This is a genomic window from Actinomadura sp. SCN-SB, from assembly GCF_043906805.1.
In the GTDB taxonomy this organism is placed as follows: domain Bacteria; phylum Actinomycetota; class Actinomycetes; order Streptosporangiales; family Streptosporangiaceae; genus Spirillospora.
On record NZ_JBIMPP010000001.1, the window covers coordinates 45,774 to 63,557 of the forward strand.

A 17,784-nucleotide genomic window follows, 5' to 3' on the forward strand; every position below is an offset into this window, starting at 1 on the left:
ACACGGTGTCCGTGTGCTCTCGGTCCCCATGTGTGACTCCGATCCCAGCCGGCATCGCGGGGGCGCGGTATCGGCCGTGGCGGCCGTGATCGGAACTCGGATGAGCGCCGACGTCCGAACGTGAGGAGTCTGGAATGACCCCCCCTGCCCCCGTCCCCAAGGTCGCCGGCCGATGGCCCTGAGCCTGGCCAAGGCACCCGACCTGGCCCGCAGGCGCATCGGCAGGACGCTCGACGAGACCGGGCTCCTGTGCGTCACCTTCCTGGAGGGCCTCCGCCGCACCTGGGACCTGCGCCAGTGGTGGGGCGAGTTCATCGAGCAGTGCTGGTTCCTGGCCCGGGTGACCAGCGTGCCGGTCATGCTGGTCGCCATCCCCCTGGGCGCCACCATCTCGTTGCAGGTCGGCGATATCGCGCGCCAGCTCGGCGCGCAGTCCGGCACCGGCGCGCTGCTGGTCGCCGCGATGATCCAGCAGGTCGCCCCGCTGGCCGCCGCGCTGCTGGTCTCCGGGGTCGGCGGCTCGGCCATCACCTCCGACATGGGCGCCCGCAACATCCGGGACGAGCTGGCCGCCATGGAGGTCATGGGGATCAACCCCGTGCACCGGCTGGTGACCCCCCGGCTGTGGGCGGCCAGCACGGTCTCGCTGCTGCTGTGCTCGGTGGTGATCCTGGCCGGCGTGCTGGGCGGCTACTACTTCAACGTCGTCCAGCAGGGCGTCAGCCCCGGCGCGTTCTTCGACGGCGCCACGTCCCTGCTCCAGTTCCCCGACCTCCTCATCACGCTGTTCAAGGCGTGGGTGTTCGGGTTCATCGCCGCGGCGGTCGCCTGCCACATGGGCATGACCTGCGACTACGGCCCGGTCGGCGTCGGGCGGGCGGTCAACCGCGCCGTGGTGGTCACCTCCATCGTGGTGTTCACCGCCAACTACGTGCTGACGATGATCTACCAGGTTCTCTTCCCCCCGAGGTACTGACGCCTATGGTCGCGATCTCCCCCGTACGCCGGCTGGGCCGGCTGCTCCAGAGCCGCGCCGCCGGCGTGCCGGCCTCCCTCAACCTGCCGATCTTCCTCGGCCGGGTGCTGCACGGCCTGCTGGTCGACATCGTCCTGCGGCGCAAGTACGGCCGGACCCTGGCCAAGCAGGTCAGCGACATCACCGTCGGCGTCGGCGCGCTGGTGATCGGCGGCGGCATGATCTTCGTGGTGGCCACGATGTCGCTGGCCACCGGCGCCATGGTCGGGCTGCAGGGCTATCCGGGCCTGGAACGGATCGGCGCGGAGGCGTTCACCGGGCTGGTCGCCAGCTACTCCAACGTCCGCGAGGTCACCCCGATCATCGCGGGCGTCGCGCTGGTCGCCCAGGTCGGCACCGGCTTCACCGCCGAGATCGGCGCGATGCGGATCTCCGAGGAGATCGACGCCCTGGAGGTCATGGGCATCAACTCGCTGACCTACCTGGTCTGCACCCGGGTGGCGGCGGGCGTCATCGCGCTGGTGCCGCTGTACCTGGTCTCGCTGTTCATGGCGTTCGCCGCGACCCGGCTGATCACCATCGAGTACTTCGGGCTCTCACCCGGCATCTACGACTACTACTTCCACCTCTACCTCCCGCCGATCGACGTGTTCTACAGCGTGATCAAGGTCGCGGTGTTCGCGTTCATCATCATGTTCGTCCACTGCTACCGCGGCTACTACGCGGCCGGCGGCCCGGTGGGCGTGGGCGTCGCGGCGGGCCGGGCGATCCGGGAGTCCACGATCCTGATGATCCTCATGAACCTCGTCCTGTCGTACATCTTCTGGGGGCACGGCGGCACCGTGAGGCTGACCGGATGAGCGGGGGAGCCGTCGGGGCGGGCCGGGGGACCGCCCCCAAGGAGGGCACATGAGCGACGAACCACTCAGCGCGCGGAGCCGGGCCCTGTTCGGGCTGCTGGGCGCCGGTGTCATCGCCGGGGCGGCGGTGCTGGTGGCGCTCGGCTCCACCGAGTCGCACGAGGGGTCCACGTACCTGACCGCCTCGTTCGGACGGGCCGGGCAGGGCCTGGACCCGGGACGCTCGGATGTCAAGATCCGCGGCATCACGGTCGGCACCGTCGACGCGGTCACGCTGGAGCGCACCGGACGGGTCACGGTACGGGTGCGGATGGACCGGGGCGTGAAGGTGCCCAGGAGCGCCACCGCCAGGATCGAGCCGGTCTCGGTGTTCGGGCCCAAGGACGTCGACCTGGTCCCCGGCTCCGGCGAGCTGACCGGCCCCTACCTGGCCGACGGCGGCCGGATCACGCGGACCAGGGACCCGCAGGACCTCGCCGAGACGGCCTGGCCCGCCCACGAGCTCACCCGGGCCATCAACCCGGACGAGCTGGCCACGATCCTGCACACCTTCGCCGCCGGGCTGTCCGGCGAGGCCCCGGCTTTGCGCCGCACCATCACCAACGGCCGGCAGGTGATCGACGCGGCGCACGCCAACCGCGCGGTGATCCAAAGCCTGATCGACGACATCGCGGGCGTGTCCGGCACGCTCGGCTCCCGCGGCGGCACGCTGAACGCGACGATCAGGGACTTCAACCGGCTCGCCCCCGCGCTCAACGGCCGTCCCGACAAGGTGACGCGGCTGCTGGACGAGTCGGGACGGCTGGCCGGCACGGTCGGCGACACCCTGGAAGGGCACGGCCGCAACCTGGGGACGGTCATCGACACCGGCGGCAGGATCGCGTCCGTCATGGCCGGGCAGCGGCACAACATCCCGGTCCTGATCGACTCGCTGAACGGGTTCTTCGCGCTGCTGTCGGACACCATCAGGATCAAGGGACCCGGCAACACGCTGCTCGGCCAGCAGGTCAACACGCTCCCGCTCGACCTGTGCTTCCTGCTGTACGACGTGTGCCGGGCCCTCCCGGGGCAGGGGCGGTGAGGCGCCCATGAGCCGCAGCGGACGCGCGCCCACGCCGAGCACCACGCTGAAGTTCCTGGTGTTCGTGGCGCTGACCGGAACGCTGACCTTCTTCATCGGCCAGCAGATCCTCGGGACCGGTTTCACCGACCGCTACCGGCTGACCGCCGTCTTCGACGACGTGACCGGGCTGCTGGAGGGCGACCAGGTGAAGATCGCCGGGGCCCCGGTCGGGCAGGTGAGCGCCATCCGGGTCGAGCGCGGCAAGGCCGTGGTGGAGCTGGCGGTGGACCGGGACGTGCGCGTCCCCGACGACTCCACCGCCGCGGTGCGCTGGCGCAACGTGATGGGCCAGCGGGTGGTCTACCTGGAGCCCGGACGCGGCGCCGGGCGGCTGGGCGACGGCGACCGCGTGCCGCACACCCGCTCGGTGGTGGACCTCGGCGAGATCGTCAACAGCCTGGGCCCGCTGACGCGGAGCCTGGACCCCGACCAGCTCAACAAGATCCTCTTCGCGTTCACCCAGATGCTGGACGGCAACGAGCGGAACATCGGCCTGCTCGTGCAGAACTTCGACGCGCTGCTGCGGACGTTCAGCGTGCGCCGCGCCACCATCCAGCGGATGATCGAGGACTACGAGACGGTCAGCGAGGCGGTGGCCACCCGCGACAAGCAGATCGCCGCCAGTGTCGACAACCTGCGCGAGCTGACCCGGGTGTTCGCCGGCAACCACCGGCTGCTGGAGAACGCCGTGGTGGAGATCAGCGGCGTCACCACCAACCTCAACCAGGTGCTCGCGGGGCAGGACGGGCAGCTCGCCCGGATCATCGACAACCTCGGCCGGTTCAGCGAGACGTTCCGGCTGAACGTCGACCAGCTGGAGAAGATGGTGCAGAACCTGCCGCTGACCCTGCGGCAGCTGTTCGCGGCCGTCAACGGCGGCCACTTCCTGCGCACCACCGCGCTGTGCATCAACATCGTCCAGGGCCCGTGCCCCTTCCCGATGACGCTGCCCGGGCAGGCGCCGGCGCAGCCGTCGCCCGCCGACCTGGCCAAGCTGAAGAAGATCCTGGCGGGTGGTCGGTGATGGCGCTGAAATCGCTGCGGGACGCCGACCACCGGATCGTCGCTGTGGTCACGCTCACCGCGCTCGCCGCCGGATGCGTGTTCGCGTTCGCGGCCGGGCAGCTACGCCTGTTCGAACGCGGCTACACGATGAGCGGCGTCTTCGAGGACACCGCGGGCATCAAGAAGGGCCACGACGTGCGGGTGGCCGGGGTCAAGGTCGGCCGGGTCACCTCGGTCGAGCCCGACTTCTCCACCGGCACGGTGATCGTGAAGTGGCAGGTGAACGAGGGCATCGACCTCGGCCCGGCCACCCGCGCCGACATCCAGACCACGACCCTGCTGGGCGGCCGCTACCTGCGGCTGTCCGGGCCGGTCGCCCAGCCGTACATGGCGGACGTGCCCGAGGAGCGCCGCCGCATCCCGCTGCGGCGCACCACCGTCCCGTTCACCGTCCCGCAGGCGCTGGACAGCGCGCAGAACATCGTCGGCAGGCTCGACCAGCGCAGCATCGACACGCTGCTGACACAGATCAACACGATCGAGACACCTGGGGCCCAGCGGCTCCGCCGGATCCTGGTCAACCTGCGGGAGCTGTCGCGAACGCTGAACGACTCCTTCCCCGAGGTCGAGAAGCTGATCCGCAACAGCAGGACGATCACCGGCACGCTGGCCGCCAAGGACGAGGAGCTGCGCCAGATCATCGCGTCCAGCCAGGTGCTGCTGCACAGCCTGGTGCGGCGCCGCGACGAGCTGGCCGCCACCATCGGCCAGGGCAACCGCACCGTGCGGACGCTGTCCAACGTGATCTCGCGCAACCAGCGGGAGCTGGACACCCTGCTGGACAACCTGCACCTGCTCACGACCCGGCTGGCCCCCAACATGGACGCGCTCAACACCGACTTCTCGCTGCTGGGCCCGACCTTTCTCCAGGTCGCGAACCTGAAGGGCAACGGGCCCTGGGTGGAGGGACTGCTGACGGGCCTCGGCCCGCTCCAGCCCCCCGGACCCATCTCCACCCCACGGCGGGGGGCGAACTGATGAGACCGATCACGAGGTTCGGCGCGGTGGTGGCCGCCCTGTGCACGGCGGCCGCGGCCGGATGCTCGGTGCTGCCGGACGACGCCGCCGGGCGGCGGACCATGACCGTGGAGTTCGCCAAGGCCCGCTCCTTCTACCCCGAGTCCAGGGTCAAGGTGATGGGCGCCGACGTGGGTCTGGTCGACAAGGTCGAAAACGCCGGCGACCGCATCAGGGTCACCTTCCACATCGACGAGGACGTCCCGCTGCCGAAGGGCGTGCGGGCCTCGATCGTCCCGCTCAACCTGGTCGGCGAGCGCAACCTGGTGCTGCACCCGCCGTGGCGGCCGGGCCGGCCGAAGGAGACCTCCGACCGCATCCCGATCGAGCGCACCCACGTCCCGGTCGAGGTGGACGACGCGCTCAGCTCGTTCACCAACCTGGCGAACGCGCTGGACCCGACCAAGATGGGCGCCGCGCTCGACAAGTCCGCCAACAGCCTCGACGGCAACGGGCGGGAGTTCAACGCGACGCTGGAGCAGAGCGCCAGGCTGGTGGAGAACGTCGCCGGCCAGGACCGGCAGCTCGTGGAGGTCGCGCGCAACCTGCGACGGCTGGCGGGCGTGGTGCGGGGCCGCGAGCAGGTCCTCGGCCAGGTGATCCGCGGCTTCGCCGAGGCCACGCAGGTGCTCAGCGCCGAACGCGGCGAGTTGCAGGAGCTGATCCGCGGCATCCTGGAGCTGTCACGGCAGGGCGACACGCTGCTGAAGAAGTACAAGGGCCGCCTGCCGTACGACCTGGCGGTGCTCACCCGGACCGCGCTGGTGCTGAAGGGCAACGCCCAGTCGCTGGCGCAACTGATCGACGCGCTGCCCGGCATCAGCGAGGCCCTCATCGGCGGCTACAACCCCAAGACCAGGTCGCTGCAGATCCGGTTCGCGACCGACGCCTTCCTGCGGACCTGGCTCAGGAGCATCCTCAACAGCGACGAGGTGCCCTGCCCGCTGCCCGCGCCCAACTCCAACTGTCCCTGGATGGGCACGGGAGGGGGTGACTGATGAGGGTCCGTGTCGCGGCCGTGCTGCTCGCCCTGGTCGCGCTGGCCGGGTGCTCGATCCGGACGGCGGGGGCGCCGCAGGGCTCGCTGGTGCTCAAGGCCGCCTTCGACGACGTGCAGGGCCTGGTCGCCGGGCACAGCGTGCAGATGTCCGACGTGACGATCGGCACGGTCACCAAGGTCGAGCTGGACAAGCGCGCCTACCGGTCCATCGCCACGCTGTCGATCGAGGACGGGCACCGGATCCCGCGGGGCACCAGAGCGGAGATCAAGGTGACCTCGCTGCTCGGCGAGAACTACGTGGACCTGGTGCTGCCCCCGGGCGGGAGCATGGACCGCGGCCCGTTCCTGGCCACCGGCTCCATGATCACCCAGACCCGTGTCCAGCCGTCGTTCGAGCAGGTGGTGGGCCAGGCGGGGCCGCTGCTGCGGGCGCTGGCGGGCGACGACCTGGCCACGATCGTCAACACCGGCGCGGCGGCGCTGGACGGCAACGGGCGGCAGCTGAACGTCACCATCGCCAAGTCCAGCGAGCTGGTGAAGGTGTTCACCGACCAGCGGAACCAGCTCGCCCAGGCGGTCGACCGGTTCGCCAGGCTGGGCCGGTCGCTGGCGCAGGGCGGGGACGAGCTGAACCGGGCGCCGGGCGAGCTCGAACGCACCACCCGGCTGCTGAACGACAACAAGGAGAAGATCCTCCAGACCGTGCGGCGGCTGACCCACATGGCGCGCCAGCTCAACGACAAGGTGCTGGAGGGCAGGGTGCGGCGGTTCCGCACGCTGCTGCGCGACCTCGACCCCGTGCTGGCCCAGCTCGGCGACAACAGGACCAGGCTCACCAACCTGGTGAACGGGCTGGTGACCTTCGAGTCGAAGCTGCCGCGCGCCAGCTATGACGGCCAGGTGCTGCTCTACCCGATCCTGCGGATCACGTGGCCGGACGGGACGCCGCTGCTGCCCACCGGCCGCCAGAACCGCACCGGCGGAGACGACGGTGGCGGCGGTGGCGGCGGTGATGCCAGGACGCCCAGGCTTCCCGAGGGTCTGCGTGGCGCCCTGCCCGACCTGGACGACCTGCTGAGGGGGCCGCGCTGATGAGCACCCGGTTGACGGTCAACCTGCTGGCCTTCGCCGCCCTTGCCGTGGTCATGGCGGTGTGGGCGTTCAACAACGTCGTCCGGTTCGACTTCATCGACCGGCCGTACCACATCACCGTGGAGTTCGCGTCCTCGCCCGGCCTGCATCCGGGCTTCGAGGTCGACTATCTGGGCCTGCGCATCGGCAAGATCGACTCGGTGCGGCTGGCCGGCGACCGGGTGAGGGTCACGCTGGACATCGACAAGGGCATCGAGATCCCGCGCGGGGTGAAGGCCGCGGCCGCCCGCAAGTCCGCGGTGGGCGAGCCGGTGGTCGAGCTGACCCCACCCCCCGGTGGCGGGGTGGACGGGCCGAAGATGCGGCCGGGCGCGGTGATCCCGATGTCGCAGACCACCGTCCCGCCCAGGTACGGCGACCTGTTCGGCGCGGTCATCACGTCGCTGAAGGCCATCGACCCGCACGACGCCCAGGTGCTCACCCGCGAGCTGGCCGCCGGGTGGTCCGGCCGGGAGGGCTCGCTGCGTCAGATCATCAACGGCGGCGACCAGCTCACCGGGACCTTCGCGGAGAACACCGAGGTGCTGGACGGGCTGACCAAGGACCTGGCCAAAATCACCCGCGTGCTCAACCAGAACCGCGACCAGCTCGGCGCGGGCATCGACAACCTGGCCGCGCTGACCGCGGCGCTGGCCCAGGTCCGCGGAGAGCTGACCACCCTGCGCGACACCGGACCCGACTTGCTGGCCACGGTGAACTCCGTGCTCGACAAGACCCGGCCGGATTTCACGTGCGCCGTGGACACGCTCGCTACGCTGGGCCTGACCCAGTACAACCCGGCCGTCTACCGGGATCTGCGGCAGACCCTGGCGCTGGCGCCCGAACTGAAGGTCGTACTGGACAACATCCTGGGCACCGACCAGGGAAAGCCGGTGCTGAACGTGGCGTTCATGCTGACCCTCCAGACGAAGGCGGCGCTGGAGTACAAGACGCCGCTGCCCCAGCCCAGGGCCAACAGGCAGCCCGCCTGCCCGGACGGCCGCAGGCCCGCCGAGCAGGTCGCCCAGAAGCCCTACCAGGCCAAGAACCCCGGAGCGACCATCCCGACGCACGACCCGTCGATCCAGGCCGGGAACACCTCCGGCGAGGGCGGGGACGGCGGGCCGCCGCCCTGGCTGGTGTACGTCCCGCCGGTCCTGGCGGCCCTGGTCCTGCTGCGGGTGATGGCGGGCTCGGTGCCCGTGCTGGCACGGCGGCGCCGTCGTCGCAAGGACTGACCCCAACCCCCGAGGAGAGCCCGACGTGAGTGGCGAGACCCCCAAGGACGTCCGGCAGGACGCCGCGGACGTCGACGCCGACGAGACCGAGCCGGCCCGCGCCGAGAAGGGGACGGCGGGCGCTCGTCCGGCCGCGAGGCGCAAGCGGCGGGTACGGGTGATCGAGGTCCTGGACGACGAGGATCTCGACGAGGTCCTCGACGCGATCGACGACGAGGAGGACTGGACCCCGCCGGAGCCCAGGCAGAAGTCCCCAGGCGACCCCGAAGGGGCGACCGAGCGGGCGACCAGGCGGGCGACCAGGCGGGCGACCAGGCGGGCGACCAGGCGGGCGACCGAGGAGACGGCCGAGCCGCCCGAGCCGAAGGCCGAGCCGCGCGAGCGGAAGGAGCCGGTGTCCCTGGACCGGGCGGAGGGACAGACGTTCCTCGGCATGGGCCGCGTCCCGGCGGTCGTGGTCGTGGTGCTGGTGGCGGCGCTGGCCAGCCTCGGGATCTGGCAGTGGTGGACGGCCGCCAGGCTCGCGCACCAGAAGGAGGAGCGCGCCGCCGTCGCCAAGGTCGCCGCCGCGTACGGGGACGTGGCCCTGAACTACAACGCGAGCAACTACCAGACGCAGATGCAGAAGGCCCAGTCGCTGATGGCGGGCGACCTGCTGGACAGCTTCAAGACCAACACCCTGCCCAACCTCGGCAACACCTTCAGGCAGAACCCGCAGCTCGTGCTGACGTCCAAGACCGACCAGGTGTTCGTGGGCAGCGTGGACGAGCGTTTCGCGACGGCGGCCATCTCCGTCAACGTGAGCCTGCGGACCACCGAGGGCGTCAACGACTCGCCCGCCACGCTGATCCGGCTGAGCCTGGCCAAGATCGACGGTCGCTGGAAGGTCACCGAGCAGTACTCGTCGGGCGTCGACGACCAGAACAAGGGCCGGCAGGGCGGGCTGCCGACCACGCCGGCGAGCCCTGGAGCGAGCCCCAGCCCGAGCGGTTCGTCCAAGGACTAGGAGGCGCGGCCACGGCGTCCCGGGGCGGCCTGCCGCTACAGGTAGCGGGCGGCGGCCGTCTCGGCGGGCGCGTCCGCTCCGGTCACGCCGCCGACGCCCTTGGGAACGCCGTCGTCGATCTCGGCGGGGCAGTTGATGGTGACCCGGTGCATCTTGCGGCGCTGGGTGTAGTCGGCCACCGCGTAGTGCTGGGTGGGGCGGTTGTCCCAGAACGCCAGCGTGCCGACCCGCCACTTGAGCCGTACCTGGAACTGCGGGTCCCGTACGGCGTCGAACAGCAGGGGCAGCAGCGCCTCGTTCTCGCGCCGGGACAGGCCGATGAGGCGGGTGACCGAGGACCGGTTGACGTACAGGGCCTTGCGGCCGGTCTCCGGGTGGACGCGGACGACGGGGTGGATGACGGGCGGGTTCTTCTCCTGCATCTCCCTCAGGTCCATGCGGTGGCCCTTGTCGATGGCCTTGGTGACCGACATGGTGAGGTCGTGCTCGGCGAACAGCTCGTCGCAGAGCCGCTGTAGCCAGGGCGCGAGCGACTCGTAGGCCATGTACATGTTGGCCCAGAGGGTGTCGCCGCCGACCTCGGGCAGGATGACGGCGCGCAGCAGCGAGCCCATCGGCGGGGTCTTCATGAAGGTGTTGTCGCTGTGCCAGGAGTCGCCGCCCTCGCCCTTGGGGTCGGTCTGGTCGAGGACGTGCACGGCGCTGCCGCTGACGTCCATGGGCGGCATGTTGGCGGTGCCGAACTGCTTGGCGAAGGCGACGTGTTCCTCGTCGCTGATGTGCTGGTCGCGGAAGAACAGCACCATGTGCTTGAGCAGCCCGTCCCTGATCTGCTGGATCTGCTCCGGGTCCAGCGGCTTGGCCAGGTCGACTCCGGTGACCTCGGCGCCGATGTTCCGGGTCAGGGGGTGGAACTCGATCATGTCTCCTCGGCCTCCATCGGGGCGTGGCGGGCGATGACGATAGCCAAGCAATCGCTAGGTTGATCCTAGCCGATGGGCCGGTACCCTTCCAGTGCCGGTCGTTCAGTGCCCGGCGCATGACCACGTAGCCACGTACGGGCCGGGTACGGAGAAAGTCCGGGAAAATGCCCGTAATCTCCCGGATGTCGTAAGGGCGGGTTCCGCGTCATAGTCGGGTCTCCGGCCGTGGGCCGTTCCGCCCGGCCCGTTCGGACCGGCCGACGGATCCTCTCGCGGGGTGGGGAACCCGAGGCTCGCGAACGGGCCACCGGGGCGGCTCCGGCCGGGAGCCGGTGGTCCGGTGCCGCAGTCGCGACAGGGGGAACGCGGCCCGGGCCACTGGTCGCGATTGGACCTGTCAATGGGCGCCGGACGGCCGCGACCATGAAGTCATGACCGATTCGCATGGCCCCGGCGCCTTTGACCTCGACGGACGAGGTCTCCGACCCGAGACGAGGGCCGTTCACCATCGCCCGCCGCAGCCCGGGGGGAGCCGGCCGCTGAGCCCGCCGCTCCACCAGGGGCACGTGTTCTCCTTCGACGGCGCCGACGACCTGGCCGCGGCCTTCGAGGGACCCAGGTCGGACTTCTTCTACGCCCGCTACGGCAACCCGACCGTCCGCGCCCTGGAGGACGCGGTGACCGACCTGGAAGGCGGCACCGGCGCGCTGATCACCTCCTCGGGCATGGGCGCGATCAACGCGGTGCTGATGGGCCTGCTGCGCGCCGGCGACCATGTGATCGCCCAGTCCTGCCTGTACGGGGGGACGTTCTCCCTGCTCAACGATCTGACCCAGCGCTGGGGCGTGGAGGTCGACACGATCTCCGGTGACGATCCCGACGAGGTGCGCCGGGCGGTGCGGCCCAGGACCCGGCTGCTGATCCTGGAGACGATCGCGAACCCCACCACGCAGGTCGCCGACCTGCCCGCGCTGGCCGCCGCGGCCCGCGAGTCCGGGGTCACGACGGTCGTCGACAACACCTTCGCCCCGCTGCTGTGCCGTCCCCTCGACCACGGCGCCGACATCGTCGTCCACTCGACCACCAAGTACCTGAGCGGCCACAGCGACACCATCGGCGGGGCGGCGGTGTTCGCCGACGAGGTGCTGCACCACACCGTGTGGAAGCGGTCGCTCGACCTCGGCGCGACGCCGGACCCGTTCGCGGCCTGGCTGACGGTCCGCGGGATCGCGACGCTGCCGCTGCGGATCGCGCGCGCCGGCCAGACCGCGCTCGACCTGGCCACACGGCTGGCGGCGCACCCGTCGGTCGCCCACGTCTCCTATCCCGGGCTGCCCCGGCACCCGCAGCACGAGCTGGCCAAGCGGCTCCTCCCGGACGGCGCCGGCGGGGTGCTGTCGTTCGAGCTGCGCGGCGGGCGCGAGGCCGGCCGTGTCTTCACCGACTCGGTCCGCCTCCTCTCGCTCGCGCCCTCGCTGGGCGACGTGTCGACGCTGGTCATGCACCCGGCCAGCACGTCGCACCGCCAGCTCGACGCCGCCGCCCTCGCCGCGGCGGGCATCGGCGAGGGGACGGTACGGATCGCCGTCGGCCTGGAGCACCCCGACGACCTCTGGGCCGACATCGAGCAGGCCATCGCCAAGGCGTCCTAGCCGCGGCCGCGAGCCGCGGCGGCGGCCAGGACGCCCCGGCCGCCCGCTACAGGTAGAAGCCCGTGGCGGCCGGTGGCGTGTCCTGGGCGGCGGACGGCACCCGCTCGCCCTTGCGCAGGGCGACCAGTTCCGCCAGCGTCGCGCCCTCGGGGCCGATCCGCGGGGCCTCCCCGGTGCCGGCGTCGTCCAGCCAGGCCATCGACTCCTCCCGGGTCAGCCGTCCCACCTCGATCTGTGCCAGGCACCGTCCGGGACGGACCACGGCCGGGTGCAGGCGCGCCAGGTCCTCGTTGGTGGTGATGGCCACCAGCACGTCCCGCCCCTGGCCCAGCATGCCGTCGGTGAGGTTGAGCAGCCGGGACAGGCCCTGCCCGGTGGACTGCTTGGCCTCACCGCGGATCAGCTCGTCGCAGTCCTCCAGGATGAGCAGCCGCCAGCGGCCCTCGTCCTCGTCCTCGTCGCCGACCGCGACCTCCATCAGGTAGCTCGGCGTGCCGAACAGCGCCTCGGGGTCGAGCACGCAGTCGGCCTGGCACCAGTCGCTCCACGACCGGGCCAGCGCGCGCAGGGCCGTGGTCTTGCCGGTGCCGGGCGGCCCGTGGAGCAGCAGGAGCCGTCCGGAGATCTCCTCGCGGCCCAGGCCCATCACCCGGTCCAGCGCCTCGGCGACCGGCGCGGTGTAGTTGCGCCGGATGGCCTGCCAGGTGTCGGCGGAGATGGCGCGTTCGGTGCGCACCGGGCTGTGCGAGCCCATGTGCCAGAAGCCCATCTCCACGTGGGTGTCGTCGGTCTCGGGCGGGTCGGTGGCGTCGCGGACGCACTCGTCCAGGATCGACTCGGCCAGCTCGGCGGTCACGGCGGACACCGCGACGTAGGCGCCGCCGCTCTTCCAGCGGTTGACCAGCAGCGTCCAGCCCTCGCCCTCGGCCAGCAGCGACTCCTTGCCGGGCTCGTACGCCACGCGCGTCAGCCGCGCCGCCGCCGGGCGCAGCGGCGCGTCCTCCTTGACGTGCTCCAGCCGGGTGGTACGGGACCAGGGCTGCTCGCCGGACGCGAACGGGCGCAGCGACATCACGTCCATCACGTCGGCGGGCGAGTTCCGGTCGTGCAGGTTGAAGATCAACGGCATCGCCGCACCGGCCTCCGGGGCGTCCTCCGTGCCCGGGGCCTCGACAAGACGCAGAATCTCCTGCGGGCTCTCACGCGACACCGTCATAACTCAAGGATCACGGCATCCCCACGATCACGCCACCCAATAAACCCGGTGGGCCTCCCCGGCAGGGTCGAGGCGCGGAACGATCGCGCGGGAGGCCCGAACTCTGAGATGGTGGTTCCAGTGATCCGGCGAGTCCGGCGTATCCGAGGACGGGATCCGCTGAAGGGGGATGGGCATGGAACCGCTTGACGCGGCCGCCGACGTGCACGCGCTCATCCGGGACCTGCTGCCCGTGGTGGCGCCCAGCGCCTGGTTCGATCCCGGCACCTCGGAGGTCGTGCTTCCGGTCGGCCGGTCGGAGGCGCGCGCCTCCACCTGGACGGTGCTGGAGCGCTGCGCCCGCGCGCCGCAGGAGTCCTGGCCGCGGGTGGTGGACGAGTGGGTGCGGGAGATCGGCCACAGGGCGTTCCTGGCCGTGGGGGAGATGGAGCTGTTCGGCGACGTGCGCGAGCTGCTGCGGCTGCGCATCGTGCCGAAGCTGGCGCCGCGCGACCGCGAGGGCCTGGTCGTGGTCCCGGCGGGCGACCATTTCGACGCCATGGTGATGATCGAGCATCCCCGCTACGGCGGCCCGCTCACCAAGGCCCGTGCCGGGCTGCTGGGCCTGCGCAAGCTCGGCTATGTGATGACCAACACCCACGACCGCGAGCTGGCGGACGTCTCCGTCCGCGACCAGCCGCTGCTGCCCGGCCGGAACGTGCGGGTCGTGACCAAGCCGGGAAGCCGCTACGTGTCGGCGCTGCTGAGCGAGGTCGAGCAGTTCCTGCCGGGGCCGAACAGGCACGGCGCGCTGGTCGGCGTCCCGTGCCACAGCACCCTGCTGCTCTACCCGATCACCTCGACGGCGGTGCTGGAGGTGCTGCCGGTCTTCGCGGACGTGGTCCGGGAGATGCACGCCGACGCCGACGACCCGTGCGCGCCCGGCGTCTACTGGAGTCACGGCGAGCGCCGCCTCACCCCGCTGCCGGATCCCGGCTCCCCGGCGCCCAGCGAGTTCGCCAGCGTGCTGCTCAGCCTCCCCGAGGGGTAGCGCGCCCGAGGGGCGGCGCTACCCGGGGGACGGCGCGGAGCGCGCGTCAGGGGAGGCGCCAGTCGACAGGGGGCGCGCCCTGCTGCTGGAGCAACTGGTTGGCGCGGCTGAACGGGCGGGAGCCGAAGAAGCCGCGGTCGGCCGACATGGGACTCGGATGGGCCGACTCGATGCAGGGCACGCCCGGCATCAGCGGCTTGAGGTCGCGGGCGTTGCGTCCCCACAGGATCGCCACCAGCGGGCGGCCCCGCGCCGCGAGCGCCTGGATGGCCTGGGCGGTGACCTCCTCCCAGCCCTTGCCCCGGTGTGAGTTCGGTCTCCCCGGCATCACCGTGAGCGACCTGTTGAGCAGCAGGACGCCCTGCCGCGCCCAGGGGGAGAGGTCGCCGTTGGACGGCTCCGGATGACCGAGGTCGGCGCGGTACTCGCGGAAGATGTTGATCAGGCTGCCGGGCAGCGGGCGGACGTCCGGGGCGACCGAGAAGCTGAGCCCGACCGGATGACCCGGCGTCGGATACGGGTCCTGGCCGACGATCAGCACCCGCACCTCATCGAAGGGCTGGGTGAACGCGCGTAGAATGTGCTGTCCGGCCGGAAGGTAACGGCGGCCCGCGGCGATCTCCGCGCGCAGGAAGTCGCCCATCGCCGCGATCCGTTCGGCGACCGGGTCGAGGGCCTTGGCCCAGCCGGCTTCGACGATCTCCTCAAGTGGTCGTCCCGTCATGGCAGCAGAGCCTAGTGGCGGCCGGGTGGTGCCGCGGCGGAACGAGATTTGATCATTGCTGTGGGGTTTCCTGACCGCCACCGGTCGGAAAGTCGGGAAAGCTCCTGGGATCATGGGTTCGGTCGGGGAATTGCACCTGGTGAACGGGGTGAAACGCCCCGTTAAGTCCGAGTTACTTCCTCCCCGCCTGCATTGACCTACGGTCCGGTATTACCTAACTCCTAGAGGGGTGGGCGCGGCCCCGGTGCGGGCACGGCCCAGCCATCGCACACGCCGAGACGGGACGATATGAGCCAGCTGACCGCAGTGGACGCCACATTCCTCAACGCGGAGACGAGCACCACGCACGCGCACATCGCGGGACTGGCCGTCGTCGACGCGTCCCTCTGCCCGGGAGGACGGCTCACGGCCGGCGCGGTCGCCGACCTCATCCGCGAGCGCGCCCACCTGGCCGCGCGCCCGCTCCGGCGGCGGCTCGCCCAGGTGCCGTTCGGCCTCGACCACCCGTACTGGGAGGACGACCCCGCGTTCGACCCCCGGCGCCACATCCTCGAGATCGGGTTGCCCGCCCCCGGCGGCCCCGGCGAGCTCGCCGACGTCTGCGCGATGCTGCACGAACGCCCGCTCGACCGCACCCGGCCGCTGTGGGAGATCGTCGTCATCCACGGCCTGGCGGACGGCATGACCGGCGTCTACATCAAGTCCCACCACGCCGCGATCGACGGCGTCTCCGCCGCCGAGGCCCTGGCCGCGCTGCTGGACCTGACACCCGAGCCCCGCGAGGTCCCCGCCGACGACGCGGAACCCGAGTACGCGCCGAGCCCGGCCGGCATGCTCGGCGCCGGACTGCTGAAGGCCGCGCTGTCCCCCCTCCAGACCGCGCTCTCCGCGGTGCGCGCGGCCCCGTACCTCGACGAGATCCCGGGAGTCTCGCAGGTCCCCGGCGTCGCCGCGGTGTCGCACATGATGCAGGAGGCGCTGGGACTGGACGAGATGCCGCGCGCCCCCCGCACGGTCGCGCCGCCGACCCCGTTCAACCGTCCCATCGGGCCGCGCCGCTCGTTCGCCTACGGCTCGCTCGACCTCGGCGAGATCAAGGAGATCCGGCGGGCGCTCGGCGGCAGCGTCAACGACGTCGTGATGGCGCTGTGCGCGACCGCGCTGCGGCAATGGCTGGACAAGCGCGGCGCCCTGCCGGAGGGCCCCCTGGTCGTGGGCGTGCCCGTGTCCCTGCGCAAGCCCGCGCGCCGGAACGGCGAGGAGAACGAGCCCGCCAACCGGCTGTCCATCATGACGACGCCGCTGGCCGTCCACGTCGCCGACCCCGCCGAGCGCTACGCCGCCGTCCGGCGCGACCTGGAGCTGGGCAAGCGGCGGTTCGCGATCTCCGGGTCCGACTGGGTGCGGGAGCTGACCGAGATGCTGCCCGCGCCGCTGGCGGGCCCGCTGTGGCGGCTGGCGCAGCAGGCGCTCCCCGCCTTCAGCGTCCGCCCGATGAACCTGATGATCTCGAACGTGCCCGGCCCGCAGTTCCCGCTGTACCTGTGCGGGGCCAGGCTGCACGGCTACTACCCCGCCTCGGTGGTCACCGACATCAGCGGCGGGATCAACATCACCGTGTTCTCCTACGACGGCAAGGTGGACGTGGGCGTGATCGCCTGCCGCGACCTGGTCCCGACCCCGTCGGAGGTCATCGACCACCTCACCGACGCCCTCGACGAGCTCAGGGGACTCGCCCGAGAGAGCGAGCCGGAGGGGCTCGCCCGCGAGAGCTGAGCGTCAGGCCAGGCGCAGTGCTCCGCGCCCGCGCCACGCCAGCCTCAGCGCGGCGGCGCCCGCCGGCTGCATGGGCTCGGGAACGGTCCCGTCGAACGCCGCGCGCGTCACCCGTCCCTCGGCGTTGACCTTCACCATCGCGCCGAAGAGCCCGTCGAACGTCGCGTCGTCGAAGACCGCCACGGTCAGGATGTCCAGCGCAAGGGTCAGCGGATCGACGCCCATCCCGAGGCAGTGGACGGTCAGGCGTCCCTCTTGGCGGGCCCTGTCGAGCGCCTGGTGGAACGGCCACGCGTCTTGGTCGAAGTCCGGTCTGTAGTCTTCGTCCGAGCCGAGCAGTTCCTCGCTGAACTCCCGGACCATGCATCGCCACAGGTCCAGGTCGGAGTTCGCGGCGCTGGCCGTGCCCAAGGGCTGGAAGACGCCGACCGGCATCACCTGGTGGAGTCCTCCCGCGTGGACGACCTTCGCGGGGTCGCGCCAATGCAGTACGTATGAACCCGACCGTGTGACCGTCACCGTGGTGATGGCGGGCAACACTGTGCGGCGGCTGAGGTCGCAGGGATCGCCTACGCGTTCTCGCAGGGGGAGCCTTGTGGCGTGCGGATCGGCCGCCAGCTCGTGCGCCACCGCCTCACCCACGTTCAGACCCGCGAAGTAGTGGGACGGGCCTAGCGTGAGCTCTGGCTCGTTCGTGGTGAGATGCGCGTCGAGAAGGCGGTAGCTAGGGCGATCCTCGAACACCTTGGGCGGGGCCAAGGCCGCCATCGCGTCCGCATAGGTCCGGTAGCCCTCGGGCAAGCCATCGTCCGGATCGGCCACGGCGGGTTCAGACGGCCGCGGATCCCAATGGAGCCGCACGGACTCAAGCGGGATGGGCGCGCCGGGCAGCCACTCCGGCCGGGTCAGCAACGCCGTCCCCTCCACACGAGGCACCTCCGGATAGAGGCGGCTCGCGATGTGGCCAAGCTCATGCCGGTGCGCGTTGAGGTGCGCGCGGACCTCCCCCCACTCCATCCACGCACCGTACCCATGGAGACCCGTGGG

General features: G+C 71.4%; 16 protein-coding genes. 12 read left to right on the forward strand and 4 right to left on the reverse strand.

Features of this window, described 5'->3' with window-relative positions; genetic code table 11:
- The first annotated feature begins 172 nt into the window (after positions 1-172).
- From ACGWYJ_RS00290 to ACGWYJ_RS00330, 9 genes are read left to right on the forward strand one after another with little or no spacing between them, the layout of a single operon-like run.
- Entirely contained in the window at positions 173-976 is an 804-nt protein-coding gene (locus tag ACGWYJ_RS00290; protein WP_395103403.1) for an MlaE family ABC transporter permease, read from the forward strand.
- Positions 977-981: 5 nt separating this feature from the next.
- The gene (locus ACGWYJ_RS00295; protein ID WP_395103404.1) at positions 982-1,836 is read left to right on the forward strand and encodes an ABC transporter permease; all 855 of its coding nucleotides are present in this window, start codon (positions 982-984) and stop codon (positions 1,834-1,836) included.
- A gap of 49 nt (positions 1,837-1,885) precedes the next feature.
- Positions 1,886-2,917, forward strand: a complete 1,032-nt coding sequence (locus tag ACGWYJ_RS00300) for an MCE family protein (protein WP_395103405.1) — start codon at positions 1,886-1,888, stop codon at positions 2,915-2,917.
- A 7-nt stretch (positions 2,918-2,924) separates the two neighbouring features.
- A complete protein-coding gene (locus tag ACGWYJ_RS00305) occupies positions 2,925-3,983 on the forward strand; it encodes an MlaD family protein (protein WP_395103406.1) in 1,059 nt (352 codons plus the stop codon).
- Positions 3,983-5,002 (forward strand): MlaD family protein, encoded by a 1,020-nt coding sequence (locus ACGWYJ_RS00310; protein WP_395103407.1) that lies wholly within the window; start codon positions 3,983-3,985, stop codon positions 5,000-5,002. Before ACGWYJ_RS00305 ends, ACGWYJ_RS00310 begins: the two co-directional genes overlap by 1 nt.
- Positions 5,002-6,039 (forward strand): MCE family protein, encoded by a 1,038-nt coding sequence (locus ACGWYJ_RS00315; protein WP_395103408.1) that lies wholly within the window; start codon positions 5,002-5,004, stop codon positions 6,037-6,039. Before ACGWYJ_RS00310 ends, ACGWYJ_RS00315 begins: the two co-directional genes overlap by 1 nt.
- Complete coding sequence (locus ACGWYJ_RS00320) at positions 6,039-7,133, forward strand: MCE family protein (RefSeq protein WP_395103409.1); 1,095 nt, start codon at positions 6,039-6,041, stop codon at positions 7,131-7,133. The genes ACGWYJ_RS00315 and ACGWYJ_RS00320 overlap by 1 nt, the downstream gene beginning before the upstream one ends.
- On the forward strand, positions 7,133-8,410 hold the full coding sequence (locus tag ACGWYJ_RS00325) for an MCE family protein (RefSeq protein ID WP_395103410.1): 1,278 nt from the start codon (positions 7,133-7,135) through the stop codon (positions 8,408-8,410). Before ACGWYJ_RS00320 ends, ACGWYJ_RS00325 begins: the two co-directional genes overlap by 1 nt.
- Positions 8,411-8,435: 25 nt before the next feature.
- Positions 8,436-9,416 (forward strand): hypothetical protein, encoded by a 981-nt coding sequence (locus ACGWYJ_RS00330; RefSeq protein WP_395103411.1) that lies wholly within the window; start codon positions 8,436-8,438, stop codon positions 9,414-9,416.
- A 35-nt stretch (positions 9,417-9,451) separates the two neighbouring features.
- Here ACGWYJ_RS00330 and ACGWYJ_RS00335 read toward each other — a convergent pair whose 3' ends face one another.
- Complete coding sequence (locus ACGWYJ_RS00335; RefSeq protein ID WP_395103412.1) at positions 9,452-10,339, reverse strand: TauD/TfdA dioxygenase family protein; 888 nt, start codon at positions 10,337-10,339, stop codon at positions 9,452-9,454.
- Positions 10,340-10,770: 431 nt separating this feature from the next.
- On the opposite strand from ACGWYJ_RS00335, the gene ACGWYJ_RS00340 reads away from it, so the two are divergent.
- Entirely contained in the window at positions 10,771-11,991 is a 1,221-nt protein-coding gene (locus tag ACGWYJ_RS00340) for a trans-sulfuration enzyme family protein (protein WP_395103413.1), read from the forward strand.
- Between the two features lie 46 nt (positions 11,992-12,037).
- On the opposite strand, the gene ACGWYJ_RS00345 is transcribed toward ACGWYJ_RS00340, so the two are convergent.
- Positions 12,038-13,207, reverse strand: coding sequence for a DUF5925 domain-containing protein (locus ACGWYJ_RS00345; protein ID WP_395103414.1), 1,170 nt, complete (start codon positions 13,205-13,207; stop codon positions 12,038-12,040).
- 175 nt (positions 13,208-13,382) lie between these two features.
- On the opposite strand from ACGWYJ_RS00345, the gene ACGWYJ_RS00350 reads away from it, so the two are divergent.
- On the forward strand, positions 13,383-14,237 hold the full coding sequence (locus tag ACGWYJ_RS00350; RefSeq protein WP_395103415.1) for a hypothetical protein: 855 nt from the start codon (positions 13,383-13,385) through the stop codon (positions 14,235-14,237).
- A gap of 46 nt (positions 14,238-14,283) precedes the next feature.
- Here the strand turns inward: ACGWYJ_RS00350 and ACGWYJ_RS00355 are convergent, their stop codons facing one another.
- Positions 14,284-14,961 (reverse strand): uracil-DNA glycosylase, encoded by a 678-nt coding sequence (locus ACGWYJ_RS00355; RefSeq protein ID WP_395103416.1) that lies wholly within the window; start codon positions 14,959-14,961, stop codon positions 14,284-14,286.
- Positions 14,962-15,249: 288 nt separating this feature from the next.
- Between ACGWYJ_RS00355 and ACGWYJ_RS00360 the strand changes: the two genes are divergently transcribed.
- Positions 15,250-16,737: a wax ester/triacylglycerol synthase family O-acyltransferase gene (locus ACGWYJ_RS00360; RefSeq protein WP_395103417.1), complete on the forward strand. Its 1,488-nt coding sequence runs from the start codon at positions 15,250-15,252 to the stop codon at positions 16,735-16,737.
- A 3-nt stretch (positions 16,738-16,740) separates the two neighbouring features.
- Here ACGWYJ_RS00360 and ACGWYJ_RS00365 read toward each other — a convergent pair whose 3' ends face one another.
- Positions 16,741-17,754 (reverse strand): hypothetical protein, encoded by a 1,014-nt coding sequence (locus ACGWYJ_RS00365; protein ID WP_395103418.1) that lies wholly within the window; start codon positions 17,752-17,754, stop codon positions 16,741-16,743.
- Positions 17,755-17,784 lie beyond the last annotated feature (30 nt).

Coding starts and splice junctions, on each gene's coding strand:
- ACGWYJ_RS00355 (WP_395103416.1), bottom strand. CDS start 14,961: ATGACGGGACGACCACTTGAGGAGATCGTCGAAGCCGGCTGGGCCAAG.
- ACGWYJ_RS00295 (WP_395103404.1), top strand. CDS start 982: ATGGTCGCGATCTCCCCCGTACGCCGGCTGGGCCGGCTGCTCCAGAGC.
- ACGWYJ_RS00335 (WP_395103412.1), bottom strand. CDS start 10,339: ATGATCGAGTTCCACCCCCTGACCCGGAACATCGGCGCCGAGGTCACC.
- ACGWYJ_RS00365 (WP_395103418.1), bottom strand. CDS start 17,754: ATGGAGTGGGGGGAGGTCCGCGCGCACCTCAACGCGCACCGGCATGAG.
- ACGWYJ_RS00315 (WP_395103408.1), top strand. CDS start 5,002: ATGAGACCGATCACGAGGTTCGGCGCGGTGGTGGCCGCCCTGTGCACG.
- ACGWYJ_RS00290 (WP_395103403.1), top strand. CDS start 173: ATGGCCCTGAGCCTGGCCAAGGCACCCGACCTGGCCCGCAGGCGCATC.
- ACGWYJ_RS00310 (WP_395103407.1), top strand. CDS start 3,983: ATGGCGCTGAAATCGCTGCGGGACGCCGACCACCGGATCGTCGCTGTG.
- ACGWYJ_RS00305 (WP_395103406.1), top strand. CDS start 2,925: ATGAGCCGCAGCGGACGCGCGCCCACGCCGAGCACCACGCTGAAGTTC.
- ACGWYJ_RS00320 (WP_395103409.1), top strand. CDS start 6,039: ATGAGGGTCCGTGTCGCGGCCGTGCTGCTCGCCCTGGTCGCGCTGGCC.
- ACGWYJ_RS00345 (WP_395103414.1), bottom strand. CDS start 13,207: ATGACGGTGTCGCGTGAGAGCCCGCAGGAGATTCTGCGTCTTGTCGAG.
- ACGWYJ_RS00350 (WP_395103415.1), top strand. CDS start 13,383: ATGGAACCGCTTGACGCGGCCGCCGACGTGCACGCGCTCATCCGGGAC.
- ACGWYJ_RS00360 (WP_395103417.1), top strand. CDS start 15,250: ATGAGCCAGCTGACCGCAGTGGACGCCACATTCCTCAACGCGGAGACG.
- ACGWYJ_RS00300 (WP_395103405.1), top strand. CDS start 1,886: ATGAGCGACGAACCACTCAGCGCGCGGAGCCGGGCCCTGTTCGGGCTG.
- ACGWYJ_RS00325 (WP_395103410.1), top strand. CDS start 7,133: ATGAGCACCCGGTTGACGGTCAACCTGCTGGCCTTCGCCGCCCTTGCC.
- ACGWYJ_RS00340 (WP_395103413.1), top strand. CDS start 10,771: ATGACCGATTCGCATGGCCCCGGCGCCTTTGACCTCGACGGACGAGGT.